The 26,621-nt window shown below is 37.1% G+C and carries 22 protein-coding genes and 1 riboswitch; all 22 genes read left to right on the plus strand.

Annotated features, from left to right (window positions below):
- Positions 1-41 precede the first annotated feature (41 nt).
- The 22 genes from ribF (at position 42) to yfmH (ending at position 26,611) form a co-directional block, all read left to right on the plus strand.
- Positions 42-1,013, plus strand: coding sequence for a bifunctional riboflavin kinase/FAD synthetase (gene ribF, locus AB1279_RS08665; RefSeq protein WP_429758424.1), 972 nt, complete (start codon positions 42-44; stop codon positions 1,011-1,013).
- 100 nt (positions 1,014-1,113) lie between these two features.
- Positions 1,114-1,383, plus strand: coding sequence for a 30S ribosomal protein S15 (gene rpsO, locus AB1279_RS08670; RefSeq protein WP_090912790.1), 270 nt, complete (start codon positions 1,114-1,116; stop codon positions 1,381-1,383).
- Positions 1,384-1,543: 160 nt separating this feature from the next.
- Positions 1,544-3,694 (plus strand): polyribonucleotide nucleotidyltransferase, encoded by a 2,151-nt coding sequence (gene pnp, locus AB1279_RS08675; RefSeq protein WP_429758425.1) that lies wholly within the window; start codon positions 1,544-1,546, stop codon positions 3,692-3,694.
- Positions 3,695-3,967: 273 nt separating this feature from the next.
- On the plus strand, positions 3,968-4,867 hold the full coding sequence (locus AB1279_RS08680) for a polysaccharide deacetylase family protein (protein ID WP_429758426.1): 900 nt from the start codon (positions 3,968-3,970) through the stop codon (positions 4,865-4,867).
- Positions 4,868-4,955: 88 nt separating this feature from the next.
- Entirely contained in the window at positions 4,956-6,200 is a 1,245-nt protein-coding gene (locus tag AB1279_RS08685; protein ID WP_429754218.1) for a M16 family metallopeptidase, read from the plus strand.
- Between the two features lie 279 nt (positions 6,201-6,479).
- Positions 6,480-6,731: a YlmC/YmxH family sporulation protein gene (locus AB1279_RS08690; protein ID WP_336483104.1), complete on the plus strand. Its 252-nt coding sequence runs from the start codon at positions 6,480-6,482 to the stop codon at positions 6,729-6,731.
- Positions 6,732-6,901: 170 nt separating this feature from the next.
- Positions 6,902-7,804 (plus strand): dipicolinic acid synthetase subunit A, encoded by a 903-nt coding sequence (gene dpaA, locus AB1279_RS08695; RefSeq protein WP_429754219.1) that lies wholly within the window; start codon positions 6,902-6,904, stop codon positions 7,802-7,804.
- Positions 7,801-8,400 carry a dipicolinate synthase subunit B gene (locus tag AB1279_RS08700; protein ID WP_429758427.1) on the plus strand — a complete coding sequence of 200 codons (600 nt, stop codon included), beginning with the start codon at positions 7,801-7,803 and terminating at the stop codon, positions 8,398-8,400. Before dpaA ends, AB1279_RS08700 begins: the two co-directional genes overlap by 4 nt.
- Before the next feature lie 149 nt (positions 8,401-8,549).
- The gene (gene asd / locus AB1279_RS08705) at positions 8,550-9,596 is read left to right on the plus strand and encodes an aspartate-semialdehyde dehydrogenase (RefSeq protein WP_429758428.1); all 1,047 of its coding nucleotides are present in this window, start codon (positions 8,550-8,552) and stop codon (positions 9,594-9,596) included.
- 22 nt (positions 9,597-9,618) lie between these two features.
- Positions 9,619-10,851 carry an aspartate kinase gene (dapG, locus tag AB1279_RS08710; protein ID WP_429758429.1) on the plus strand — a complete coding sequence of 411 codons (1,233 nt, stop codon included), beginning with the start codon at positions 9,619-9,621 and terminating at the stop codon, positions 10,849-10,851.
- Between the two features lie 11 nt (positions 10,852-10,862).
- Positions 10,863-11,741 (plus strand): 4-hydroxy-tetrahydrodipicolinate synthase, encoded by an 879-nt coding sequence (gene dapA / locus AB1279_RS08715; RefSeq protein WP_429754223.1) that lies wholly within the window; start codon positions 10,863-10,865, stop codon positions 11,739-11,741.
- A gap of 498 nt (positions 11,742-12,239) precedes the next feature.
- Positions 12,240-13,910, plus strand: coding sequence for a ribonuclease J (locus AB1279_RS08720; RefSeq protein ID WP_429754224.1), 1,671 nt, complete (start codon positions 12,240-12,242; stop codon positions 13,908-13,910).
- Between the two features lie 103 nt (positions 13,911-14,013).
- Positions 14,014-14,763 carry a ClpP family protease gene (locus AB1279_RS08725; protein ID WP_429754225.1) on the plus strand — a complete coding sequence of 250 codons (750 nt, stop codon included), beginning with the start codon at positions 14,014-14,016 and terminating at the stop codon, positions 14,761-14,763.
- Positions 14,760-14,966 (plus strand): YlzJ-like family protein, encoded by a 207-nt coding sequence (locus tag AB1279_RS08730; protein ID WP_429754226.1) that lies wholly within the window; start codon positions 14,760-14,762, stop codon positions 14,964-14,966. The genes AB1279_RS08725 and AB1279_RS08730 overlap by 4 nt, the downstream gene beginning before the upstream one ends.
- A gap of 359 nt (positions 14,967-15,325) precedes the next feature.
- A complete protein-coding gene (locus AB1279_RS08735; RefSeq protein WP_429758430.1) occupies positions 15,326-17,695 on the plus strand; it encodes a DNA translocase FtsK in 2,370 nt (789 codons plus the stop codon).
- A 369-nt stretch (positions 17,696-18,064) separates the two neighbouring features.
- Positions 18,065-18,167, plus strand: a riboswitch (purine riboswitch).
- A gap of 236 nt (positions 18,168-18,403) precedes the next feature.
- Entirely contained in the window at positions 18,404-19,129 is a 726-nt protein-coding gene (locus AB1279_RS08740) for a GntR family transcriptional regulator (RefSeq protein ID WP_429758431.1), read from the plus strand.
- An 87-nt stretch (positions 19,130-19,216) separates the two neighbouring features.
- Complete coding sequence (locus tag AB1279_RS08745; RefSeq protein WP_429758432.1) at positions 19,217-20,299, plus strand: BMP family lipoprotein; 1,083 nt, start codon at positions 19,217-19,219, stop codon at positions 20,297-20,299.
- A gap of 81 nt (positions 20,300-20,380) precedes the next feature.
- The gene (locus AB1279_RS08750; RefSeq protein ID WP_429758433.1) at positions 20,381-21,913 is read left to right on the plus strand and encodes an ABC transporter ATP-binding protein; all 1,533 of its coding nucleotides are present in this window, start codon (positions 20,381-20,383) and stop codon (positions 21,911-21,913) included.
- Positions 21,906-22,964 (plus strand): ABC transporter permease, encoded by a 1,059-nt coding sequence (locus AB1279_RS08755; protein ID WP_429758434.1) that lies wholly within the window; start codon positions 21,906-21,908, stop codon positions 22,962-22,964. Before AB1279_RS08750 ends, AB1279_RS08755 begins: the two co-directional genes overlap by 8 nt.
- Positions 22,965-23,924, plus strand: a complete 960-nt coding sequence (locus AB1279_RS08760) for an ABC transporter permease (RefSeq protein ID WP_429758435.1) — start codon at positions 22,965-22,967, stop codon at positions 23,922-23,924.
- Between the two features lie 124 nt (positions 23,925-24,048).
- Positions 24,049-25,323 carry an EF-P 5-aminopentanol modification-associated protein YfmF gene (gene yfmF / locus AB1279_RS08765; protein ID WP_429758436.1) on the plus strand — a complete coding sequence of 425 codons (1,275 nt, stop codon included), beginning with the start codon at positions 24,049-24,051 and terminating at the stop codon, positions 25,321-25,323.
- Between the two features lies 1 nt (position 25,324).
- A complete protein-coding gene (yfmH, locus tag AB1279_RS08770) occupies positions 25,325-26,611 on the plus strand; it encodes an EF-P 5-aminopentanol modification-associated protein YfmH (protein WP_429758437.1) in 1,287 nt (428 codons plus the stop codon).
- Positions 26,612-26,621: the final 10 nt, after the last annotated feature.

Consider the following 26,621-nt stretch of genomic DNA (forward strand, 5'->3'; position numbering starts at 1 on the left):
AATAATTAGAAGGATTATTATAGAAAAAGGTGAATTCAAGCGTGAAACTCATTCATTTAACTCATCCTCATGCATTAAACAAAGCGGAAATAGAGCCTACTGTAATGGCATTAGGGTATTTTGATGGTATTCACTTAGGTCATCAACGTGTCATTCATACTGCAAAAAAGGTAGCGGAAGAACGAGGGTTTAAAAGTGCTGTTATGACTTTTCATCCGCATCCGTCTGTTGTATTAGGGAAAAAGGAAGCGCATGTAGAGTATATTACGCCTTTACGAAGTAAAGAAAAAGTAATTGCAAGTTTAGGAATTGATATTTTATATGTTGTGAAATTTGACGAAGCATTTGCAAATTTATTGCCACAACAATTTGTAGATGATTATATCATTGGGCTGAATGTACAGCATGTTGTAGCAGGCTTTGATTATTCGTATGGACGTTTAGGAAAAGGGACGATGGAAACTTTGCCATTTCATGCAAGAGGGGAGTTTACACAAACCGTGATTGAAAAAGTAGAATTTCAAGAAGAAAAAGTAAGTTCCACATTATTGCGAAAACATATTCGCAATGGAGAAATGGAACAAATACCATCTATTTTAGGCAGACCATATACTGTTGAAGGAACAGTTGTTCATGGAGATAAGCGCGGACGCCAAATTGGTTTTCCGACAGCAAATATTGCTCTAAATGATGACTATCTTTTGCCACCTGTTGGTGTATACGCCGTTCGAATGAAAGTAAGTGATGAGTGGCATGAAGGTGTATGTAATATCGGATATAAACCGACTTTTAAGGAAAGTGAAAAGCAGCTTTCTATTGAAGTACATCTATTTGAATTTCAGCGTGATATATATGATGAGTCTGTTGTTGTAGAGTGGCATATGCGAATTCGCGAAGAAAAGAAATTTAATGGTATTGATGAATTAGTTGCACAAATTGCAAAAGATAAAAAAGTAGCAGAAGATTATTTTAACCGTGCAAATAATATACTTGCTTTTTCGAATGAAAAGTAGTATTCTATCTTATGTACTTTAAAATAACCATTGCTTGGCATTACGACTCACCGACGTTTGCTAGGTAATTGGGGATATATTACTTAGGAGGTGAAATAGGATGGCTTTAACACAAGAGCGTAAAAATGAAATCATTGCACAATTTAGAACTCATGAGACTGATACTGGTTCTCCAGAGGTTCAAGTTGCTGTCCTAACAGAGCAAATTAACACTCTAAATGAGCACTTACGTACTCACAAGAAAGATCATCATTCACGTCGCGGTCTTTTAAAGATGGTTGGTAAACGTCGTAACTTACTTACTTACCTTCGTAACACAGACATCACTCGCTACCGTGAACTAATCACAAAGCTTGGATTACGTCGATAGTCAAAAAAGCGGGAATATTCCCGCTTTTTTGTTAGGTAAAAATATATCTTTGACTCTTGATAGCTTACTGAATTTTCGGTAATACTAGAGGAAGGATATTGTGATATATTATTCATTTACATAGAAGAACTGAATATTTTAAATTGAGAGGGGTACTTAAATGAGTCACGAAAAGCAAGTCTTCTCGATAGATTTGGCTGGTCGTCAGCTAACAATTGAAACAGGTCAGCTTGCAAAACAAGCGAACGGAGCAGTATTAGTAAGATATGGCGATACAGCGGTTCTATCTACAGCAACTGCATCAAAAGAGGCAAAAAATGTAGACTTTTTTCCACTTACAGTAAACTATGAAGAGCGTTTATATGCAGTAGGGAAAATTCCAGGCGGTTTTATTAAACGTGAAGGCCGTCCGAGCGAAAAAGCAATTTTAGCAAGTCGTTTAATTGACCGACCAATTCGTCCGCTTTTCGCAGATGGTTTCCGTAATGAAGTACAAGTTGTCAGCATTGTAATGAGTGTTGATCAAGATTGTTCTTCTGAGATGGCAGCTATGCTTGGTTCTTCATTAGCGTTATCGATTTCAGATATCCCATTTGAAGGTCCAATCGCGGGTGCAACAGTTGGTCGTATTGACGGCGAATTCATTATTAATCCAACAGTAGAACAACAAGAGAAAAGTGATATCCATCTTGTTGTAGCTGGTACGAAAGACGCAATTAACATGGTAGAAGCAGGGGCAGATCAAGTGCCTGAAGAAACGATGTTAGAAGCAATTATGTTTGGTCATGAAGAAATTAAACGTCTAATTGCTTTCCAAGAAGAGATTGTACAAGCTGTAGGTAAAGAGAAAACAGAAGTACAACTTTATGAAGTGGATGCTGAACTTGATCAAGTTGTACGTGAAATGGCAGAACAAGATATGCATTCAGCAATTCAAGTGCACGAAAAACATGCACGTGAAGATGCAATTAATAAAGTGAAAAAACGTGTTATTGAGCATTATGAGGCACAAGAAGCTGATGCTGAAACATTAGGACAAGTAAATGAGATTTTATATAAAATTGTAAAAGAAGAAGTACGTCGTCTTATTACAGTTGAAAAAATCCGCCCAGATGGACGTAAAGGTGATGAAATTCGTCCTTTAGCATCAGAGGTAGGTATTTTATCTCGTACGCACGGTTCAGGTCTATTTACACGTGGACAAACACAAGCATTAAGTATTTGTACATTAGGTGCATTAGGCGATGTGCAAATTTTAGATGGTCTTGGTGTAGAAGAATCAAAACGTTTTATGCATCATTATAACTTCCCGTCCTTTAGTGTTGGAGAAACAAGACCAATGCGTGGACCAGGTCGTCGTGAAATCGGTCACGGTGCATTAGGTGAACGTGCTCTTGAACCTGTTATTCCATCTGAAAAGGACTTCCCGTATACAGTTCGTCTTGTATCTGAAGTTTTAGAATCGAATGGTTCTACTTCACAAGCAAGTATTTGTGGTAGTACTTTAGCGATGATGGATGCTGGTGTACCACTGAAAGCGCCAGTTGCTGGTATTGCAATGGGACTTGTGAAGTCTGGTGAACACTACACAATTTTAACAGATATTCAAGGTATGGAAGATCACTTAGGTGATATGGACTTTAAAGTAGCAGGTACAGCTAAAGGTGTAACAGCACTTCAAATGGATATTAAAATTGAAGGCTTATCTCGTGAAATTTTAGAAGAAGCATTGCAACAAGCAAAAGTTGGACGCATGCATATTCTAGATCATATGCTATCTGTTATTGCTGAGCCGCGTACTGAGTTATCTGCGTATGCTCCAAAAATTATTACAATGACAATTAATCCGGATAAAATCCGTGATGTTATTGGACCAAGTGGTAAACAAATTAACAAGATTATTGAAGAAACAGGCGTGAAAATTGATATTGAACAAGATGGTACAGTCTTTATTTCATCTGTTGATCAAGAAATGAACGAAAAAGCGAAGAAAATTATTGAAGATATCGTTCGTGAAGTACAAGTAGGTGAAATTTACTTAGGAAAAGTAAAACGAATTGAAAAATTCGGTGCTTTTGTTGAATTATTTAGTGGTAAAGACGGTCTTGTTCATATCTCTGAACTAGCACTTGAGCGTGTAGGCAAAGTAGAAGATGTTGTGAAAATCGGTGATGAGATTTCAGTAAAAGTTATCGAGATTGACAAACAAGGTCGTGTAAACTTGTCTAGAAAAGTACTGCTTAAAGAAGAGCAAGAAAAAGAAGCGGCAAAGCAAGAACAAGAGCAAAAACAAGAACAGGAACAAGAATAAACGAAAAGCCAAGGAACTCCTTGGCTTTTTTACTATGTATAAAGCCTTGAGATATATCTCAAGGTTTTTTTGTATATAACAGAGTATAGTTTTAGCGAGAACGTTTAAATTAACAATGAAAAGAAAAAGGAGATTTTTACTATTCTGCTTTAACGAGAAGTAAATCCGTCTCAGTATTTAGGGGAAGAGAAGAAGTGAGATCGGGCTAAATAGCAGTGGCGGATGTAGGTCACGCCTAATGATAGAAGTTTCATTTTATTGGAGGGTATTTTTATGAAAACTCGCATTATTTTACTTATCGTTATATTATTGTTCTCTGCTCAGCATGTTTCCCATATATCATATGCAAAAGACCGTTTGTACGAAGAAATTGAAGAAAAAGCTGAAGGGTATAAGATTCCAGCACAAAATGCATGTATTGATAAAATATGGAAAGCAACGCCAGGTTACAATGGAAAAGAAGTAGATATAAGAGCTTCCTATGATAACATGAAGAGGAAGGGGAGTTTCGATGAGAAACAGTTGGTATATCGGGAAGTATCACCTCAAGTACATTTAACAGATTTATCTCCTGCTCCTATTTATAGAGGAAATCCAAGCAAAAAAATGGTTGCCCTTACTATTAATGTTGCTTGGGGGAACGAATATCTTTCTCGGATGTTAGAAGTACTGCAAAAACATCAAGTTAAAGCAACTTTTTTTCTTGAGGGAAGATGGGTAAAGGAAAATTTACGTTTTGCAAAAATGATTGCAGATGCAAATCAGGAAGTGGGAAATCACTCATATACGCATCCTGATATGAAAACTTTATCGGTTGATGCGATTTATGAACAATTACAAAAAACAAATCAAGTCATTGAAGCAGCAACGAATCAAAAGGTACGCTGGTTTGCACCGCCAAGTGGGAGTTTTCGCGATGATGTTGTGCATACTGCTGCAAAATTAAAAATGGGAACCATTATGTGGACGGTAGATACAATTGATTGGAAACGGCCAGAACCGCACGTATTGCTACAACGAGTGTTAAGTAAAGTACATCCTGGTGCCATTATTTTAATGCATCCTACTTCTTCTTCAGCAGAATCACTGGATACATTGATTTCAAAGCTGAAAGAGAAAGGGTATACGGTAGGGGACGTATCTGCTTTAGTAGACGAAAAGCGTATTGATTAAACACATTTGCATGACAATCGCTGTTAAACTTGTTATGATTATATAATAGAATCTTTTTACAGAGAATTTGTCAATAGGAGGAAGGCATTTGATCAAAAAATATACGTGTAAAAATGGAGTAAGAATCGTAATGGAAAATATTCCAACAGTACGTTCTGTTGCAATTGGAGTATGGATTCATGCGGGATCACGAAATGAAAATGTAAAGAATAATGGGATTTCTCACTTTTTAGAACACATGTTTTTTAAAGGAACGAAAACACGTAGTGCTAGAGAAATTGCAGAATCCTTCGATAGCATTGGCGGACAGGTTAATGCGTTTACATCAAAGGAATATACATGTTACTATGCGAAAGTATTAGATGAGCATGCGAAATATGCGCTTGATATTTTAGCGGATATGTTCTTTAATTCAACGTTTGTTGAAGAGGAATTGAAAAAAGAAAAGAACGTTGTGCTCGAAGAAATTAAAATGTATGAAGATACACCGGATGATATTGTTCATGATATGCTAACGAAAGCGACGTATGAAACACATCCGCTAGCATATCCGATTTTAGGAACAGAACAAACCCTTGATACATTTACAGGTGATACGCTTCGTCAATATATAAAAGATCATTATACGCCAGAAAATGTCGTTGTTTCCATCGCTGGTAATATTGACGAATCCTTTGTTCAAATCGTCGAACAATATTTTGGGAATTATGAAGGAACGACAAATCGCGAACAAGTACATAACCCTATTTTTCACCCAAATAAAGTAGCGCGCAAAAAAGAAACAGAACAAGCGCATTTATGTTTAGGATTTAAAGGATTACAGATGGGTGACGAAAGTATTTATAATTTAATTGTATTAAATAATATTTTAGGTGGCAGCATGAGTAGCCGCCTGTTCCAAGAAGTACGTGAGCAACGAGGGTTAGCATACTCTGTCTTTTCTTATCATTCTTCTTATGAAGATACAGGGATGTTAACAATTTACGGAGGAACGGGTAGTCAGCAGCTGGATACATTATATGAAACCATTCAACAAACACTAGATGCACTAAAAGATAAAGGAATCACAGAAAAAGAGTTACTTAACAGTAAAGAGCAACTAAAAGGAAATCTTATGTTAAGCTTAGAAAGTACGAATAGTCGTATGAGCCGCAATGGTAAAAATGAGTTGCTGTTGAAAAAACACCGCTCTTTAGATGAAATTATTGAAAGTGTAAACAGTGTTACAAAAGCGGATGTAGACACGCTAATTCGTAATATGTTTACAGACGAGTTTTCAGCAGCGCTTATTAGTCCAAATGGAGAACTTCCAAAAGGGATAAGAACAAAATAAATATATCTATGAAACCGTTTCTTATTAAGGAGAAACGGTTTTTTTATACAAGGTGGCAAAACTTGTGGGCATTTTTTTTGCAAGACTAGAATAGGTACTTAATATAAAGTGAAACTTCCATCAGTAGGGGGCTTCATCCTCCACTAATGGAAAGGCTAGCAGTTATCCCTCACCTACCTTCTTTGCTTTCTCTTAATCTTGAGATGGGGAGTCATACTGCCCAAAAGTAGCGGATAAAAGAAACCTTTTAATTAGAATGCTACATAAGGAGAGGATGGAATGCGATTAAGTGAACTAAGCGGGAAAGAAATTGTTGATTTACAACGTGCGGAAAGAATGGGAGTACTTGGACATGCGGATTTAGAGATTGATGAGAAAGATGGTAAGGTTCAAGCGCTCATTATTCCTGTCGGGAAATGGGGAGGATTCAAACGAGGGCAACAAGAAGTACGAGTGGAGTGGAGTAGAATAAAAAAAGTGGGGCAGGATATGATTATTTTTGATCTTGCTAATTATTCTGATTCTGTTTAAAAGATGACCATTATGGTTGTCTTTTTTTATTGTAGGAATCCATAGATGTAAATCATCCGTACTTTTTGTTTTTCAATCACCTTATACTCGTATATTACATATGATGTGGAGGAAAATGAAAAAAGTAGGCGCTTTTCTTATAATGAGAGAAAAAGAAGGTGAAGTAAAGGATGTTGACTGATATCCATATTGCTGTCATAGGAGGAGATGCACGGCAGCTTGAAGTTATTCGTAAGCTAGTTGAGCTTGATGCAAAACTCTCATTAGTAGGCTTTGATCAACTTGATCATGGATTTACAGGAGCAGCAAAAGAGAGTATGCAGAATCTCGATTTTACTTCTTTAGATGCCATCATTTTACCAGTAGCTGGAACTGATGCAAACGGACAAATCGATACAATTTTTTCTAATAAAAAAGTAATTATTACGAAAGAACAAATTGAAAAAACACCAGCACATTTTACGATATATTCAGGTATTAGTAATACTTACTTAGATACGATTGCTTCTTCTACGAATCGAAAACTTATCAAATTGTTTGATCGTGATGATGTGGCAATTTATAATTCAATTCCAACGGTTGAAGGGACTATTATGATGGTCATTCAACATACAGATTATACAATTCATGGCTCTAAGGTAATGGTATTGGGATTTGGGAGAACTGGAATGAGCGTAGCAAGAGCATTTCAGTCGCTAGGAGCGAAAGTGAAGGTAGGTGCCCGGCGCTCTGAACATATCGCTCGTATCTCAGAGATGACATTTACGCCATTTCAAATGCGAGATATAGATCAAGAGGTGCAAGATGTCGATATTGTGATTAATACAATTCCGCACCTTATTGTAACGGCAAGTGTAATTTCAAAAATGCCAGCTCATACATTAATTATCGATCTAGCTTCTAAACCAGGCGGAACAGATTTCCGCTATGCTGAAAAGCGAGGCATTAAAGCGTTGTTAGCACCTGGACTGCCAGGAATTGTTGCACCAAAAACAGCCGGGCAAATTCTTGCGAATGTCCTTTCTAATTTATTAAAGGCAGATATAGAAGTGAGAAAGGAGAATAAAAAATGAGTGTGAAAGGCAAACGAATTGGTTTTGGATTAACAGGTTCGCATTGTACGTATGCAGAAGTTATGCCGTATTTAGAGAAGCTTGTTGCGGAAGGAGCTGAAGTGTTACCTGTTGTATCGTATACATTGCAAACGACAAATACGAGGTTTGGTGAAGGGGCAGAGTGGATTGAAAAGATAGAAACTATTACAGGTCATAAAGTAATTGACTCTATTGTAAAAGCAGAGCCGCTTGGTCCGAAAATTCCGCTGGACTGTATGGTTATAGCGCCGTTAACAGGGAATACGATGAGTAAATTTGCAAATGCAATGACAGATTCTCCTGTACTAATGGCAGCGAAAGCGACATTAAGAAATGGTAAACCTGTTGTATTAGCTATTTCGACAAATGATGCTCTCGGATTAAACGGAGTGAATATGATGCGTCTGATGGCAACAAAAAATATTTATTTTGTACCGTTTGGGCAAGATGCACCGCATAATAAACCGAATTCTATGGTAGCGCGTATGGAATTGTTGCAGGATACAATGATTGAAGCGATGGAAGGGAAACAACTGCAACCTGTAGTTGTAGAAAAATTCAGATACATGAATTAACAAACAAAAAACAGACAATTTTTTTCATGAAACCATCACTCTTATCTCAGAATATGATAAAATTAATTCTATTAAGAATTAGAAGGAGTATTTGTTACTCCTTTTTATTCTAACTATAGAAAGATTGGTACCTAGAAAGGGGCATAGTGATGGAAAAGAAAAAATCTTTTCATGTCGCTGTAGTTGGAGCAACCGGCGCAGTTGGTGAACAAATGTTAAATACTTTAGAGAAACGTGATTTTCCAATTGGAAAATTAACGTTACTTTCATCTAAACGTTCTGCAGGCAAAACGCTTTTATTTAAAGGAGAAGAAGTAATCGTGCAAGAGGCTACTCCTGAAAGCTTTGAAGGAGTGGATATTGCGCTCTTTAGTGCGGGTGGATCTGTATCAAAACAATTAGCACCAGAAGCAGCAAAGCGCGGTGCAATCGTCGTTGATAATACTAGTGCGTTCCGCATGACAGAAAATGTTCCGCTTGTTGTACCAGAAGTAAACGAAAAAGATTTATTAGAACATAACGGAATCATTGCAAATCCGAATTGTTCTACAATTCAAATGGTAGTTGCTCTCGAACCAGTTCGTCAGCACTTTGGTTTAAAACGAGTAATCGTTTCCACATATCAAGCTGTATCAGGTGCAGGTGCTGCTGCAATTGAAGAGCTTCATGAACAATCACAAGCTATTTTAAACGGTGAAGAAGTAAAAGCAAATGTTTTACCTGTAAAAGGTGATGAAAAACATTATCAGATTGCATTCAATGCGATTCCGCAAATTGATAAGTTCGAAGATAATGGCTTTACATTTGAAGAAATGAAAATGATTAATGAAACGAAGAAAATTATGCATATGCCAGAACTTGAAGTAGCGGCAACATGTGTACGATTACCAGTTGTATCAGGTCACTCTGAATCTGTTTACATTGAAGTAGAAAAAGAAGGTGTAACGGTAGAAGAACTGCGTAATTTGTTAGCGAACGCAGAAGGAATTGTACTGCAAGATAACCCAGCAGAACAAGTATACCCAATGCCAGCAACTGCAGTTGGTAAAAACGAAGTATTCGTTGGTCGTATTCGTAAAGATTTAAACAATGATAAAGGATTCCATCTTTGGGTCGTATCTGATAACTTATTAAAAGGTGCTGCATGGAACTCTGTTCAAATTGCAGAACGATTAGTGAAATTACAATTAGTGTAAACGGCTAAAAGAAGGTGCAAAAATGAAAATTATTGTCCAAAAATTCGGTGGTACATCTGTGCGTGATGAAAGTGGTCGAAAGCATGCTCTTCATCACATTCAAAAATCATTAAAAGAAGGCTATAAATCTGTAGTTGTTGTATCTGCTATGGGCCGCAAAGGTGAGCCTTATGCGACGGATACATTATTAAGTCTTGTAAATGAAAAACAATCGTTCATTTCAAAACGTGAACAGGACTTACTATTATCTTGCGGTGAGTTAATTTCGGCAATTGTGTTTTCAAATATGTTAAATGAAAATGGCGTAAAGGCCGCAGCGTTTAACGGTGCACAAGCTGGATTCATTACAAATGATGACTTTACAAATGCAAAGATTATTGAAATGGATTGTCAGCGTATTTTGAAGGAATTAGAAAAATTTGATGTAATTGTTGTAACGGGTTTCCAAGGGCAAACGAATGAGGGCGATACGACAACACTTGGGCGCGGGGGTAGTGATACATCAGCGTCAGCGTTAGGTGTTGCACTTCATGCTGAGTATATTGACATTTTTACAGATGTAGAAGGTGTGATGACTGCTGATCCACGTATTGTAAAAGATGCGCGTCACCTTGAAAATGTAACATATAATGAAATTTGTAATATGGCATATCAAGGTGCAAAAGTTGTTCATCCGCGTGCAGTTGAAATTGCGATGCATGCGAAAGTACCTCTGCGTGTGCGTTCAACATATTCTGATAGCGAAGGAACTTTAATTGCAGCGTATGATGGCGCAACAAAAGGTCGCGATGTACAAGAGCGTCCTGTAACTGGTATTGCTCATGTTTCCAATGTAACGCAAATTAAAGTGTTGGCGAAGGACGGGGCATACGATTTACAAACAGAAGTGTTCAAAGAAATGGCAAAAGAAAAGATTAGCGTAGATTTAATCAACATTTCTCCTACTGGTGTAGCGTACACAGTTAGTGATGATGTTGCAGGTCGCGCTGTTGAAGTGCTGCATAAGCTTGGATATCATCCAATTGTAACTGAGCACTGCGCGAAGGTATCCATTGTTGGAGCTGGTATCGCAGGTGTTCCGGGAGTTACTGCAAAAATTGTAACAGCGTTAGCTGAAAATGGTGTTCAAATATTACAATCTGCAGATAGCCATACAACAATATGGGTGCTTGTTAAAGAAGAGAAACTTGTAGATGCTGTAAATGCGCTTCATCGCGCATTTGAGCTTTCAAAAGAAAAGCAACTGGAATTATAAGGAGTGAGACCATGATAGATTTTGGGACAATTGCAACGGCGATGGTCACACCATTTGATAAAAATGGAAATATCGATTTTGTAAAGACAACAAAAATGGTAAATTATTTAATTGATAACGGCACAACAGCGATTGTTGTAGGTGGAACAACAGGTGAGTCTCCTACATTAACATCTGAAGAAAAGGTAGCGTTATATCGCCATGTCGTATCTGTTGTCGATAAAAGAGTGCCTGTAATTGCTGGAACTGGTAGCAACAATACACATGCTTCTACGGAGCTTACGAAAAAAGCAGAAGAAGTAGGTGTAGATGCAATTATGCTAGTTGCACCGTATTACAATAAACCAAGCCAAGAAGGTATGTATCAGCACTTTAAAACAATTGCTGAAAGTACAAAACTGCCGGTTATGTTATACAATGTTCCAGGCCGATCTATTGTACAAATTTCTGTTGACACAGTTGTTCGTTTATCGCAAATTCCAAACATTGTTGCAATTAAGGATGCAGGCGGCGATGTATTAACAATGACAGAAATCATTGAAAAGACTGATGATAGTTTTGCTGTATACAGCGGCGATGATGGCTTAACATTGCCAGCGATGGCGATTGGAGCGAAAGGTATTGTATCTGTTGCATCGCATGTAATTGGTAATGAGATGCAAGACATGATTGCAGCATTCCAAACTGGTGATATGAAAACAGCACAAACGCTTCATCAATTGTTAGTAAGAGTGACGAATGCGCTCTTTATGGCACCAAGTCCGACTCCTGTCAAAACGGCACTGCAAATCGTAGGATTAGACGTTGGTTCTGTTCGTTTACCTCTTCTACCATTAACTGAAGCAGAAAGAATGCAATTACTTGAAGTTATACAATCTATTCCTCGTTAATAGAAAAAGTGGCTTAGTGGAATGTACTAAGTCACTTTTTTATGTTTCCTACTCCATCTCACTACTTTAGGGCAGTGTAAAATCCCCTATCTACAGAGAAAATCTCCACAGATGAAAGTTTCGCTTTATTACTTAGAGGAAGTGATGAAATGACTTCAGTTTATCATCTGATACATATTCTTCTCTTTTCTTTCTTATAATTTAGCTTGTGTTCTATTTCTTGTATCAGTTATAATATGGCTAAGTAGCTTTGTACGGGTACACTTAGCAAAAATGGGAAAACTTTACGGATTATCGGATTTTAAATGAAATTACATAAAATATTTGATTTATATAATGAAAGAGAGGTGGAACCTGGTTTAAAAACGAAAAAACGTGATATCGCATAGCGATAAGACCTTCGTTTTAGATGCTGAAAAATGATGGTGGAGTTTCCCCTGGTTTCTCTACAATGTTAGTGGGATCAGTTTTTACAACATTTTTAAACCAGGCAACAACATGAAGAAAAAAGAGATAGATACTGTAAAAGTATTCGCTCTCGGTGGAGTGGGCGAAATAGGAAAAAATATGTACTGCGTTGAAATTGATTCTGAAATTTTTATTGTGGATGCGGGACTTATGTTTCCGGAAGAAGAGATGTTTGGAATAGATATTGTTATTCCTGATATTACATATTTAGTGGAAAATAAAGAGCGAGTTAAAGGACTATTTTTAACACACGGTCATGAAGATCATATTGGTGGTATTGTCTATGTGTTAAGAAAATTGGATATTCCAGTTTATGGAACTAAGCTAACGAATGGCCTTGTGAAAGAAAAATTAGGAGAAGCGGGTATGTTAGGTCGTGTGGATTTAAAAACGATCGATTCTAATACTACGGTAGAATTTGACACAACGACCGTTTCCTTCTTTAAAACGACACACAGTATTCCAGATGCAGTAGGGGTTTGCTTCCATACTTCGCAAGGTGCAATTGTATATACTGGTGATTTTAAATTTGACCAAACTCCTATTGGAAATAATGGTTCAGATATTGGGAAGATGGCGCAAATCGGAAATGAAGGTGTGCTTTGCTTATTATCTGATAGTACCAATGCAGAACGTCCTGGCTATACTGGATCCGAGAGAGAAGTTGGTTTGGAGATTTCTAAAGTATTTTATAATTCAGAGGGCCGTATTATTGTAGCTTCATTTGCTTCTAACGTTCATCGTATTCAACAAGTTTTTGATGCAGCGTATGAAACTGGGCGTAAAGTAGCAGTAGTTGGACGAAGTATGGTAAAAGTTGTTGATATTGCGAATAATCTAGGGTATTTAAATATTCCAGAAGGTATGTTAATTTCACTACAGGATGTTGATAATTATCCTGAGAAAAAGGTAGCAATTTTAACGACTGGTAGCCAAGGTGAGCCAATGGCAGCTCTTTCTAGAATGGCAAGACAAGCCCATAAACAAATTGCAATTCGTAAAGGTGATACGGTTATTATTGCTGCATCGCCGATTCCAGGGAATGAAACATCTGTCTCAAGGACAATTGATTTATTGTTTAGAGCAGGTGCTGATGTAGTGTATTACGGTGAAAAGAAAGTTCATGTATCAGGTCATGGTAGTCAAGAAGAATTGAAACTAATGTTGAACTTAATGAAGCCGAAATATTTCTTGCCTGTACATGGTGAATTCCGCATGCAAAAGGCGCATGCCCGTTTAGCTCAAGATGTTGGTATTCACTCAGACCGTATTTTTATCACGGAAAAAGGTGAAGTGATTTCCTTCACAGCTGGAGAGGCAAAACCTGCCGGTAAGGTTCCAGCGGGAAATGTGCTGATTGATGGATTAGGCGTTGGTGATGTTGGAAACATCGTTTTACGTGATCGTAAAATGTTATCACAAGATGGTATTTTAGTCGTTGTTGTAACGCTTGGAAAAGATGAGAAAAAGATTATTTCTGGCCCAGAAATCATTTCACGAGGATTTGTTTATGTTCGTGAGTCAGAAGCTTTAATTGAAAAATCAACTGATATTGTACGCACAATTGTAGAACAATCTATTAAAGAATATTCTATTGAATGGTCAACGTTAAAACAAAATATTCGTGAGTTACTCGGACAATTTTTATTTGAAAAAACAAAGAGAAAACCGATGATTTTACCAATTATCATGGAAGTATAAGAGATGGCTGCCTATTTGTAGGCGGCTTTTTCTTTTGTCCTCTGTCGAATGAAATTTACAACTTAACAAATAATAGTTGTATACGTGAGAAAGGGGATTCGATATGGTAGAGCGTGATGAAATGAAAAATGAAGAAAAAGAGGCCGAGACAAAAGAAGAAACGAAAGAAGCGTCTGTGTTAGAGAAAATTCAGCAACTTGGACAGACAAATGTTCCGCAATTAAATGAATCGCGTATTCATTGTTTAACAATTGTAGGGCAAATTGAAGGGCATGTACAATTGCCACCGCAAAATAAAACAACGAAATACGAACATGTAATTCCTCAAATTGTAGCGATTGAACAAAATCCTAAAATTGAGGGGCTATTAATTTTGTTAAATACAGTTGGAGGAGATGTAGAAGCGGGTCTAGCGATTTCTGAAATGATTGCTTCTCTTTCAAAACCAACAGTATCGATTGTTCTTGGTGGAGGTCATTCAATTGGTGTGCCGATTGCTGTATCAACAGATTATTCATTCATTGCAGAAACAGCAACAATGACGATTCATCCTATTCGTCTTACAGGCCTTGTGATAGGTGTTCCGCAAACATTTGAGTATTTAGATAAGATGCAAGAGCGTGTCATTCGTTTTGTAACAAAGCATTCAAAAGTAACGGAAGATCGTTTTAAGGAGTTAATGTTTGCGAAAGGGAATTTGACTAGAGATATTGGTACAAATGTTGTAGGTGGAGATGCGGTGAAGTATGGTTTAATTGATGATGTTGGAGGAATTGGTCAAGCGGTCAAAAAATTAAATGAATTAATTGATGCAAAAGCATCAGCTGAACAAAGCGGGGCGTTATTACAATGATTTTGTATACTATTATGCCAGAACAACTCATATATCCGATGGATCATACAGAATTTACAAGGCAGAAACTTGTACATGTAGATGGTATTGATATGGTTGTTGAAATGGGGAATGAAAATGATTATTCTGTTGTACGTGTATTAAGTACAGATCCCCAGCATTTTTTACAATATGAGCCAGGGCAGAAAATATCCTTTTCGTAAAAGCAGGATTTTGTTTATGAGCTATGGTATAATATAAAAAACAAGAAGGTGGAGCAGCCATGTATAGGCTGCTTTCTTCAATTTATCCCGCTATTCGCGTGAAATTATCATCTACCTCAGGATTCTAAGAAAACAAAGAAGATAGGAGCGGGATAATTTCCAGTGAAATCTCGATTGTTCGGGCTAACGATGTGAGGGATGAAACCTTGCATTCATGGAGATTTTACTTTATTTGTATTTGGTTTAAAATTATCCATTGGTAAGATAACGTGAAGAAGATTTACAGCCAATAGAGCGGGATGGAAACTACACTTGTTTTACAAAAAGTTATATTTTGAATTGGAATTTGAGGTGAAGAAATGGCAAAACAAAAGCAAAGAGGGACGAAAACAAAAGCAAGACGTACCATAAAGCCAACTTTGTACTACGAAATCGTCGGTTTGACTCTTTTTGCGCTCTCCATCATTACAATTATGCAGCTAGGTGTTGTCGGAAAAGCATTCGTGCTATTTTTTCGCTTTTTCTTTGGGGAATGGTACATACTTGGAGTACTCGGAGTTATTGCTCTTTCTATAGCGTTTGTTATAAAACGAGGGTGGCCAAATTTATTGCACAAACGATTGATTGGTATATATTTAATCACATTAGCTGTGCTCATGTTTAGTCATATTACACTAGTCAACCTCCTAACAAAAGATGGAGCGGTACAAAGTTCATCTGTTATTGTGACTACGAAAGATTTGTTTTTTCATGAAATGAAAAAAGGAGTCGACACGGTTCATTTAGGCGGGGGAATGTTTGGGGCTATTATGTTTGCGACATGTTACTTTTTATTTGATGAGGTTGGCGCATACATAATTGGAATGATTCTCATTTTACTTGGTGTACTATGTATTACAAATAAACATATAGGCGAGGTGCTTGCACCGATTGGGCGTATACTCAGAGGGCAATTTGAAACGATGCAAGGCGATTACAAAGAGTGGCAAACAAAACGTGCTGCTGAAAAAACAGAAAAGAAAAAGATTGCTCGTACGCGAAGTGAACGTCATGTGCAAGAAATACCGGAGTTAGAAGAGAGTGTAGAAGAGGTTGATGTAGTGCCGCCAATTATATCAAACTTTACTGAAAACTATGCAACACCAGATCCAATAAGAAATGAATCGCTTATTTCTGAAACAAATCTAGAAGAATCTCTGCCTATGCAAGAGGAGCAGCCGAAGCAGAAGAAAGGCGGGAAAATTGTTGAGTCTCTTGCTGGAGAGACAGCAGCACCGCCAATGCATTTTTCAGATGTTGAAAATAAAGATTATAAATTGCCTTCTTTAGAGCTATTAAAATTTCCGAAGAATAAGCAAGTGACCAATGAAAATGAAACGATTTATGAAAATGCACGTAAGTTGGAACGAACATTCCAAAGCTTCGGTGTGAAAGCGAAAGTAACAAAGGTTCATAGAGGACCAGCTGTTACAAAATATGAAGTGTATCCTGACATGGGAGTTAAAGTAAGTAAAATTGTTAGTTTAAGTGATGATTTGGCATTAGCTTTAGCGGCAAAAGATATTCGAATTGAAGCCCCAATTCCGGGGAAATCAGCTATCGGGATTGAAGTGCCAAATTCAGAAGTTGCAATCGTTACGTTAAGAGAAGTGTTAGATTCAAAAGCAAATAATCATCCAGAAGAAAAGTTATTAATTGGACTTGGGCGTGACATTACAGGAGAAGCTGTACTAGCTCGTCTGAATAAAATGCCTCATTTACTTGTAGCGGGAGCAACTGGTAGCGGAAAGAGTGTATGTATAAACGGAATTATTACGAGTATCTTAATGCGTGCTAAGCCGCACGAAGTGAAACTAATGATGATTGATCCGAAAATGGTAGAGTTAAATGTATACAATGGTGTTCCGCATTTATTAACGCCTGTTGTAACAGATCCGAAGAAAGCGTCACAGGCGCTAAAAAAAGTTGTCAGTGAAATGGAACGTCGCTACGAATTATTTGCTCATAGTGGAACGCGTAATATTGAAGGCTATAACGAGTATATAAAGCAACATAACGAACAATCCGAAGCGAAGCAACCCGAGCTTCCATATATTGTTGTTATCGTGGACGAGTTGGCGGATTTAATGATGGTTGCTTCTTCAGATGTAGAAGATGCGATTATGCGTCTTGCACAAATGGCGCGTGCAGCAGGTATTCATTTAATTATTGCAACGCAGCGTCCATCTGTTGATGTTATTACTGGTGTTATTAAAGCGAATATTCCATCGCGAATTGCTTTTGCAGTTTCTTCTCAAATTGATTCAAGAACGATTCTTGATACAGGGGGAGCAGAGAAATTATTAGGACGCGGTGATATGCTGTTTGTACCAATTGGTGCTTCTAAACCGGTTCGTGTGCAAGGAGCGTTTCTATCGGATGAGGAAGTAGAGAAAGTAGTAGAATATGTTGTTACACAGCAAAAAGCGCAGTACCAAGAGGATATGATCCCGCAAGATGTACCAGAAACGACACAAGAAGTAGAGGATAGCTTATATGATGAAGCAGTTCAGCTTGTTGTCGATATGCAGACAGCATCAGTTTCGATGTTGCAGCGGAGGTTCCGTATTGGGTATACAAGGGCAGCACGTTTAATTGACGCGATGGAAATAAATGGTGTTGTCGGGCCGTATGAAGGAAGTAAGCCCCGTGAAGTATTAGTAAAAGATATTCAAGAGAAAAGTTCGTAATAAAGTGAAACTTCTATCAGTAGGGAAGGTTTTATTCCCCGTTGATGGAAAGCCCGCCCAATCGGGCTCTTATGGGCAGTTATTCTCCATCTATTTTCTTCGTTTTCTCTAAATCTTGAGATGGGGGCTTACTGCCAGTTAGTGCGGGGGAAAGTGAAAATTCCATGAATGGGGGATAATTGCCTGTTCATGTGAGATAAAGAAACCGATTAGAAATACTTCTAGTCGGTTTCTTTATTAAATAAAAATGATAACGCTTACCGATGGCGTGTTTTGATGAGAATACGAATGGTTATATATTATTTAATTCCAACGTTCGATTTTTTTGTTGGATTGTATTGACAGCAATCATATCAAGTGGTACGATTACTTCGGAATTAAAATAAACCTCATATAATCTTGGAAATAAGGTCCATAAGTTTCTACCTAGCAACCATAAATTAGCTAGACTATGAGGAAAAAGTGTAAATACAAGGTGTACTATAACTTTGTCCCTGACTTTTTCAGCATATGAGAAATGTAGGTGTACAAAGTTTTTTTTATAGGTTGAAGAAAGAAAATTTCACCTAAAAAAACTATTAGAATTTATTCGACAAATTTCAATTTTCTTATTTTTATTTAGGAGCATCCATGATATAGTAATTGTGGAAAAAAGAGAAAAGAGGTCTTACATCAGAGGTCGAATAAGTGAAGTGCGAGGGGAGTCTTATGTCAGTAAAGTCAGATAGTCGACATTTGTATTTACGAGTGATTGACCACATTAAAGAAAAGATTAAAAACGGGGTGTATAAAGAGAAGCAAAAGCTACCATCCGAATTTGATCTAGCAAAAGAGTTAGGCGTCAGTAGAGCGACATTGCGAGAAGCACTTCGAATCTTAGAAGAAGAAAATGTTGTTATTCGTAGGCACGGTGTAGGGACGTTTGTAAATGCAAAGCCTTTGTTTTCTTCAGGTATTGAACAATTATCTAGTATTACAGATATGATTACTAGTGCAGGGAAAACGCCAGGTACAGTATTTTTATCATCATCAATAGGTAATTTAACAGAAGAAGAAAAAGAGAAATTTCATAGTGAAGATGATTTTGAAACAGTTATGATTGAACGCGTTCGTACAGCAGATGGGGAACCTGTTGTATATTGTGTTGATAAGCTGCCGAAAGAGGTTCTTCCTGATTTATCAGAATACAAAGAAGAATCATTGCTTACGGTTATTCATAACAACACAAATAAACGCATTACGTATGCTGTTGCTCATATTGAACCGCTTGGTTATCATCCGAAAATATCACCGATTTTAGAGTGTGAACCAGAAACAGCACTACTTGTACTAAAGCAAATGCACTATGATCAAAATGATGAACCGATTTTATATTCTATTAACTATTTCCGAGCAGATAAATTTAGCTTTCATGTGTTAAGAAAACGAATGTAAAGTGTTTCCTTTTAGGGAGGTGACAGCAAGGGAACGGGGACATGGTTATATAAATGAAAGATACATATTTTGGGAGGGGATTTTACTATGAAGAAAAAAGCTGGAATTTTATTATCATTAACATTAGCAGCAAGCACAATTTTAGGAGCTTGTGGTAACACGAATAAGGAAAGTGACAAAAAAGAGGGAAAAGAAAATAAGAACTTTAAGGTTGGTATGGTTACAGACGTTGGTGGAGTAGATGATAAATCATTTAACCAATCCGCTTGGGAAGGTTTAACGAAGTTTGGTAAAGATAGTAAATTGAAAGAAAACGAAGGGTATCGTTACCTACAATCTGCTAAGGAATCTGATTATATCCCTAACTTAACAAAGTTTGCAGAAACAAATTACAACTTAACATTCGGAATTGGATTCTTAATGCAAAAATCAATTGAAAAAGTAGCAGACCAATTTCCGAAAAATCAATTCGCACTTGTTGATGCGGTAGCGGATAAAAAGAATGTAACGAGCATTGTATTTAAAGACCATGAAGGTTCTTTCCTTGTTGGGGTAGTTGCAGCAATGACAACGAAATCAAATAAAGTTGGTTTTATCGGTGGTGTAAAAAGTCCGTTAATTGAAAAGTTTGAAACTGGTTTTAAAGCTGGAGTGAAAGCTGTAAATCCAAACATTGAAGTTGTATCTCAATATGCTGAAGCATTTGATAAACCAGAAAAAGGATCTGTATTAGCTTCTGCAATGTATGGCCAAGGCGTTGACGTAATTTATCATGCATCTGGTGCAACTGGTAACGGTGTATTCACAGAAGCGAAAAACCGTAAGAAAAAAGGTGAAAATGTTTGGGTAATCGGTGTTGACCGTGACCAAAACCAAGAAGGTATGCCAGAAAATGTAACATTAACTTCAATGGTAAAACGTGTTGATGTTGCAGTAGAAAAAGTTTCACAAGAGGCAAAAGATGGCAAGTTAACAGGCGGTAAAACAGAAGAGTTTGGTTTAAAAGATGACGGTATCGGGATTGCAAAAACAACTGATAACGTGAAAAAAGTAAATCCAGAGATTTTAACAAAAGTAGAAGAGTATAAAAAGAAAATCATAAACGGTGAAATTAAAGTACCATCTACTCCAGAAGAGTATAAAACATACGAGGCTTCTCTTAAAAAATAATGTTAGAGAAATAGCAAAGGTTAGTTCTTAGAACTAACCTTTGTATATATAAAGAACTTTGTCCTGTCAAGGAGGAATAGTATGGAATACGTAATTGAAATGAACAATATTACAAAAGTATTCCCGGGGATTGTAGCGAATGATAATATCACGCTGCAAGTGAAACAGGGAGAAATTCATGCTTTACTTGGAGAAAATGGTGCTGGAAAATCGACACTTATGAATGTTTTGTTTGGATTGTATCAACCAGAACAAGGAGAAATTAAAATTAAAGGGCAGCCTGTGAAAATTACAAATCCGAATGTGGCGAATGACCTCGGGATTGGAATGGTACATCAGCACTTTATGCTTGTTCATAATTTTACAGTCACAGAAAATATTATTCTAGGAAATGAACCGAAGAAAAACGGTAAAATTGCTATTGATGAAGCGGCGAAAGAAATTAAAAAATTATCTGAGCAATACGGATTAGCGGTAGACCCATATGCGAAAATAGAAGATATTTCTGTTGGAATGCAACAACGTGTAGAAATTTTGAAAACGCTCTATCGCGGGGCGGAGATTTTAATTTTTGATGAACCTACAGCTGTATTAACACCGCAGGAGATTCAAGAGCTTATTCATATTATGAAAAAGCTTGTACAAGAAGGGAAATCTATTATTCTTATTACACATAAGTTGAAAGAAATTATGGAAGTGTGTAATCGTTGTACAATTATTCGTAAGGGAAAAGGAATTGGTACGGTAGACGTTGCAAATACAGATGAAAACAAGCTTGCAGAATTGATGGTCGGACGTCAAGTGAGTTTTAAAACTGAAAAGTCAGACGCCAAACCACGTGAAGATGTACTTAAGATTTCTAATCTTGTTGTGCACGATGCACGTCAGTTACCTACCGTAAAAGGACTTGACTTAACTGTTCGTGCAGGAGAGATTGTTGGTATTGCAGGAATCGATGGAAATGGACAAAGTGAATTAATAGAAGCGATTACTGGTTTACGAAAAGTTGAGTCAGGCTCTATTACGCTAAGAGAGAAGGACGTGACGAATTGGCCGGTTAGGCGCATTACAGAAGAAGGCGTTGGACATATTCCAGAAGATCGTCATAAACATGGGCTCGTTCTTGATTTTTCTATTGGAGATAATATGGTACTTCAAACATATTATAAAAATCCATATTCCAAAAAAGGTGTTTTGAATTTTTCGAAGGTATATGAAAAAGCAAAGTCGTTAATTCAACAGTTTGATGTTCGTACACCGAGTGAGCATACACCGGCACGGGCGTTATCTGGAGGAAATCAGCAAAAGGCAATTATTGCTCGTGAGGTGGACCGTGATCCGGATTTATTGATTGCTGCACAGCCAACACGCGGTTTAGATGTCGGGGCAATTGAATTTATTCATAAAAAGCTAATTGAACAGCGTGATAAAGGAAAAGCAGTTCTATTACTCTCGCTAGAGCTTGACGAAATTTTAAATGTAAGTGACCGCATCGCTGTTATTTATGAAGGGAAAATTGTGGACATTGTGAATGCGAAGGAAACAAATGAACAACAGCTAGGTCTATTAATGGCTGGGGGAAAGAAGAAAGAGAAGGTGAATACAAATGGCTAAAAAGTTTTTAACGGAGAGAACGATTAATATTTTAGTACCTGTATTATCCGTTATTTTTGGTTTACTTGTTGGAGCCATTGTTATGATTACGACCGGATACGATCCAATCGCCGGCTATGCTGCATTATGGGATGGAATGGTTGGAAATCCACGTGCGATAGGAGAAACACTGCGAACGATGATTCCACTTGTTCTTGCGGGTTTATCGGTAGCATTTGCGTTTCGTACAGGTTTGTTTAATATCGGGGTAGAAGGACAATTATTAGTTGGGTGGCTCGCTGCTGTTTGGTTCGGTTATGCTGTTTCTCTGCCAGCCTTTCTACATATTCCATTATCGATATTAGTTGCAGCCCTTGCTGGTGGACTGTGGGGGTTTATTCCTGGATATTTAAAAGGGAAATACAAGGTGAACGAAGTTATCGTTACAATTATGATGAACTATATCGCGCTTTATGTAACTTATGATATTATTAAACGTTTTTTACATGAAGGAAATGAAAAGTCGTATGATATACAAGCGAGTGCGTCTCTAGCTTCTTCTTGGTTATCATCTTTAACAGGCGGTTCTCGCCTGCACTGGGGAATCGTTGTCGCGATTGTTGTAGCATTTATTATGTGGTTTATATTAGATCGTACAACATTAGGTTACGAGCTTAAATCAGTTGGATTTAACCAACATGCCTCCAAATATGCAGGGATGAAAGTGTCGCGTAATGTTATTTTGTCAATGACAATTGCTGGTGCGTTTGCTGGAATTGGCGGTGCGATGGAAGGACTTGGAACATTCCAAAGTATGACAGCGATGTCTTCTTTTACAGGAATAGGATTTGATGGTATTGCTGTTGCTCTTCTTGGTGCAAATAATGCATTTGGTATTCTATTAGCTGCGCTTTTATTTGGCGGGCTGAAAAGTGCAGCACCGCAAATGAACTTTGAAGCGAATGTTCCATCTGAACTTATTAATGTTATTGTTGCTTGTATTATTTTCTTTGTAGCATGCAGCTACGTTTTACGGTGGGCACTTTCTCGTTTTAGCAAGGAGGGGAAATAAATGAGTTTCCTAGATATTCTAGCCATTCTTGTCACAGGTACGTTATATACGGCAGCCCCTCTTATTTTTACAGCGCTTGGCGGCGTGTTTAGTGAGCGTTCCGGGGTTGTTAACATTGCATTAGAAGGTTTAATGTTGTTTGGAGCATTTATTGGTGTTGTTACAACTTTATTAATGGGGGATACATGGGGAGCGATGACGCCGTGGATTGCGCTTATTTTTGCAGCAATTGGCGGAGGGGTATTTGCACTTCTTCATGCGGTTGCATCGATTACATTCCGTGCCGATCAAGTTGTTAGTGGAGTAGCGATTAACTTTTTATCATTAGGAGTAACAGTGTTTGCAATTAAAAAGATTTTCGGAAAAGGTCAAACTGATTTTATCAAATACCGCATTGAAAAAATTGATCTTCCTGGTCTTTCTGACATTCCAGTTATTGGTAAAATTTTCTTTTCTGATGTACCATTAACTTCTTATATTGCAATTATTTTAGCATTCGTTGTTTGGTACGTCATTTATAAGACGCCATTTGGATTGCGATTACGTGCAGTTGGAGAGCATCCGATGGCAGCTGATACAATGGGAATTAACGTATATAAAATGCGCTATGTTGCAGTTTGTATATCAGGTATGTTTGCCGGTGTCGGCGGTGCTGTATTCGCAACATCTATTTCAAATAACTTTTCGGGTGCTACAATTACAGGACAAGGGTTTTTAGCGTTAGCAGCAATGATTTTTGGGAAATGGAATCCAATTGGGGCTCTAGGTGCAGCGTTATTTTTTGGATTTGCACAGTCACTTGGCGTTACAGGTGGTACAATCCCAGGTTTAGACCAAATTCCAAGTGTCTTTTTAACGATATTACCATATGTTTTAACAATTTTTGCACTTGTCGGTTTTGTTGGGCGTTCTGAAGCACCGAAAGCGCTTGGAACACCATATGTAAAGGGAAAACGATAAAAAGCTCGCACATTAGTGCGAGTTTTTTTACATACAATAACGTTAATACAGGAGAAAAGTTGCAATTTCTTTTGTGAAAACTGTATATTGAAGAAGAAAATTCCTTTTTAGAGGAGGTTTACCAATGGAACTTATAAAACAAGAAACACATGAATTAGGTGGATTACGCGTACATATGATTCCAACAGACAAGTATAAAACGAATACATTTATATTGCGTTTGAAGGCGCCGTTATGCGAAGAAACGGTAACAGAGCGGGCATTACTTCCTTATGTATTACAAAGTGCTACAGAAACACACCCATCTGTTATTCGTGTTCGTCAATATTTAGAGGAGTTATATGGCTCTTCATTAGCAGTAGACGTAAGTAAAAAAGGTGAAGATCATGTTATTTCTATTTATATAGACATTGCCAATGAAACGTATTTACAAGAAGCGCCGCCGCTCTTTGAAAAAGCGCTTGCTATGCTTGCTGATATTTTACTAAGACCAGCAACAGAAGGAAATGGTTTTTTACAAACGGTTGTGGAAAGTGAGAAACGTGCGCTTGTGCAGCGTATTGAATCTACGTTTGATGATAAAATGCGTTATGCTAATGAACGCCTTATTGAAGAGATGTGTAAAGTAGAGCCATATCGATTAAGTGCGAATGGTCAAAAAGAACGTGTTTCTGCTATTACAAGTGAAACGCTGTATCAATATTATAAAAAAGTGTTAGAAGAAGATGAAATGGATTTATATATTATAGGTGATATTGAAGAGGGGGCTCTTGACCTTGTGAAACAGTATTTCTCTATTTCTAAACGTGAGGTGAAAGAAAGAAATATACTGTTGCATAAGAAAAATGAAGAAGAACAAGAAGTTGTAGAAAAACAAGAACTAAAACAAAGTAAATTAAATGTTGGATACCGCACATATATTACGTATCGTGACGAAGACTATTTTGCATTGCAGTTATTCAATGGTTTGTTTGGTGGTTTTTCACATTCAAAATTATTTGTTAATGTACGTGAGAAAAACAGTTTGGCATACTATGCTGCTTCTCGTTATGAAAGTCACAAAGGACTTCTGTTCGTGATGTCTGGAATTGAGGGTAAAAATTATGAAAAAGCTGTTACGATCATTAAAGAACAAATGACAGCGATGCAAAATGGTGATTTTACTGATGAGGAAATCGTACAAACAAAAAGTGTAATTAAAAATCAAATTTTAGAGACAATTGATACACCGCGCGGTCTTGTAGAACTTCTATATCATGAAGTGATTGCAAATTATGAACGCCCTGTAGGAGAATGGTTAACAGGGATTGAACGAGTAACGAAAGATGCAATCGTTAAAGTGGCTAATAATATTCAGCTAGATACAATTTACTTCTTACATGGAACGGAGGGTGTTTAAGATGGAAAAAATCGTATACGAACAATTAAAAGAAACGTTATATTACGAAAAACTATCGAATGGTTTAGAAGTATATATCCTTCCGAAGCAAGGTTTTAATAAAACGTATGCAACATTTACGACAAAGTATGGTTCTATTGATAATATGTTTGTGCCGCTTGGAAAAGATGAGATGCTCCGTGTACCGGATGGAATTGCACATTTTTTAGAGCATAAATTATTTGAAAAAGAGGACCATGATGCGTTTCAATTATTTAGTAAACAAGGGGCTTCTTCAAACGCATTCACATCTTTTACAAGAACTGCATATTTATTTTCTTGCACATCAAACGTTGAAACAAACCTAGAGACATTATTGGATTTTGTGCAAGAACCGTACTTTTCTGAACAAACGGTTGAGAAAGAAAAGGGAATTATTGGCCAAGAAATTCAAATGTACCAAGATAATGCTGATTGGCGTTTATATTTTGGATTAATTGACAGCTTATATAGAAAACATCCTGTAAAGATTGATATCGCAGGAACAATTGATTCTATTAGCAAAATTACGAAAGATTTACTGTATGAGTGCTATCATACATTTTATCACCCGAGCAATATGTTATTATTTATTGTCGGTTCTATTGATCCAGAGAAGACAATGAATTTAGTACGTGAGAATCAAGCGAAGAAAAATTATACCGCTCAATCTGAAATTGTTCGGTCTTTTGATGAAGAGCCAGAACAAGTAAATGAGAAAAAAATGGTTATTACAATGCCAGTACAAACACCAAAATGTTTAGTTGGTGTGAAAACACAGGACTTAAAGCAAGAAGGAAAAGATTTGCTGAAACAAGAAATTGCTTTAACCCTGCTGTTAGATTATTTATTTGGAAAAGGTTCTACTCATTATGAAGCATTATATAATAAAGGTTTAATTGATGATACATTTTCGTATGATTATACAGAAGAAAGCAGTTTCGGTTTTGCAATGATTGGCGGAGATACGAAACAACCGGATGAATTAGCAAAGCAAATCACGAATATTTTATTGCAAACAAATTATGATGAGTTATGCGATGAAACGTTAGAACGTGTGAAAAAGAAAAAAATAGGTGGTTTTTTACGTTCGTTAAATTCACCTGAATATATAGCAAATCAATTTACACGCTATGCATTTAATGGCTCCAGTTTATTTGATGCATTATCTGTTTTGGAAAGTTTATCAGTTGAAGATTTACAAACAGTCGCGAAGGACTTTTTAAAAGAAGAACGGTTAAGTGTTTGCCAAGTTCTTCCGAAAAAATGATGTAGTAGAG

Origin of the sequence: Bacillus sp. S14(2024) (assembly GCF_050473785.1) — a bacterium.
In the GTDB taxonomy this organism is placed as follows: domain Bacteria; phylum Bacillota; class Bacilli; order Bacillales; family Bacillaceae_G; genus Bacillus_A; species Bacillus_A yunxiaonensis.

Coding starts and splice junctions, on each gene's coding strand:
- rpsO (WP_090912790.1), top strand. CDS start 1,114: ATGGCTTTAACACAAGAGCGTAAAAATGAAATCATTGCACAATTTAGA.
- pnp (WP_429758425.1), top strand. CDS start 1,544: ATGAGTCACGAAAAGCAAGTCTTCTCGATAGATTTGGCTGGTCGTCAG.
- AB1279_RS08680 (WP_429758426.1), top strand. CDS start 3,968: ATGAAAACTCGCATTATTTTACTTATCGTTATATTATTGTTCTCTGCT.
- AB1279_RS08690 (WP_336483104.1), top strand. CDS start 6,480: ATGCGATTAAGTGAACTAAGCGGGAAAGAAATTGTTGATTTACAACGT.
- dpaA (WP_429754219.1), top strand. CDS start 6,902: ATGTTGACTGATATCCATATTGCTGTCATAGGAGGAGATGCACGGCAG.
- AB1279_RS08700 (WP_429758427.1), top strand. CDS start 7,801: ATGAGTGTGAAAGGCAAACGAATTGGTTTTGGATTAACAGGTTCGCAT.
- asd (WP_429758428.1), top strand. CDS start 8,550: ATGGAAAAGAAAAAATCTTTTCATGTCGCTGTAGTTGGAGCAACCGGC.
- dapG (WP_429758429.1), top strand. CDS start 9,619: ATGAAAATTATTGTCCAAAAATTCGGTGGTACATCTGTGCGTGATGAA.
- dapA (WP_429754223.1), top strand. CDS start 10,863: ATGATAGATTTTGGGACAATTGCAACGGCGATGGTCACACCATTTGAT.
- AB1279_RS08720 (WP_429754224.1), top strand. CDS start 12,240: ATGAAGAAAAAAGAGATAGATACTGTAAAAGTATTCGCTCTCGGTGGA.
- AB1279_RS08725 (WP_429754225.1), top strand. CDS start 14,014: ATGGTAGAGCGTGATGAAATGAAAAATGAAGAAAAAGAGGCCGAGACA.
- AB1279_RS08730 (WP_429754226.1), top strand. CDS start 14,760: ATGATTTTGTATACTATTATGCCAGAACAACTCATATATCCGATGGAT.
- AB1279_RS08735 (WP_429758430.1), top strand. CDS start 15,326: ATGGCAAAACAAAAGCAAAGAGGGACGAAAACAAAAGCAAGACGTACC.
- AB1279_RS08740 (WP_429758431.1), top strand. CDS start 18,404: ATGTCAGTAAAGTCAGATAGTCGACATTTGTATTTACGAGTGATTGAC.
- AB1279_RS08745 (WP_429758432.1), top strand. CDS start 19,217: ATGAAGAAAAAAGCTGGAATTTTATTATCATTAACATTAGCAGCAAGC.
- AB1279_RS08750 (WP_429758433.1), top strand. CDS start 20,381: ATGGAATACGTAATTGAAATGAACAATATTACAAAAGTATTCCCGGGG.
- AB1279_RS08755 (WP_429758434.1), top strand. CDS start 21,906: ATGGCTAAAAAGTTTTTAACGGAGAGAACGATTAATATTTTAGTACCT.
- AB1279_RS08760 (WP_429758435.1), top strand. CDS start 22,965: ATGAGTTTCCTAGATATTCTAGCCATTCTTGTCACAGGTACGTTATAT.
- yfmF (WP_429758436.1), top strand. CDS start 24,049: ATGGAACTTATAAAACAAGAAACACATGAATTAGGTGGATTACGCGTA.
- yfmH (WP_429758437.1), top strand. CDS start 25,325: ATGGAAAAAATCGTATACGAACAATTAAAAGAAACGTTATATTACGAA.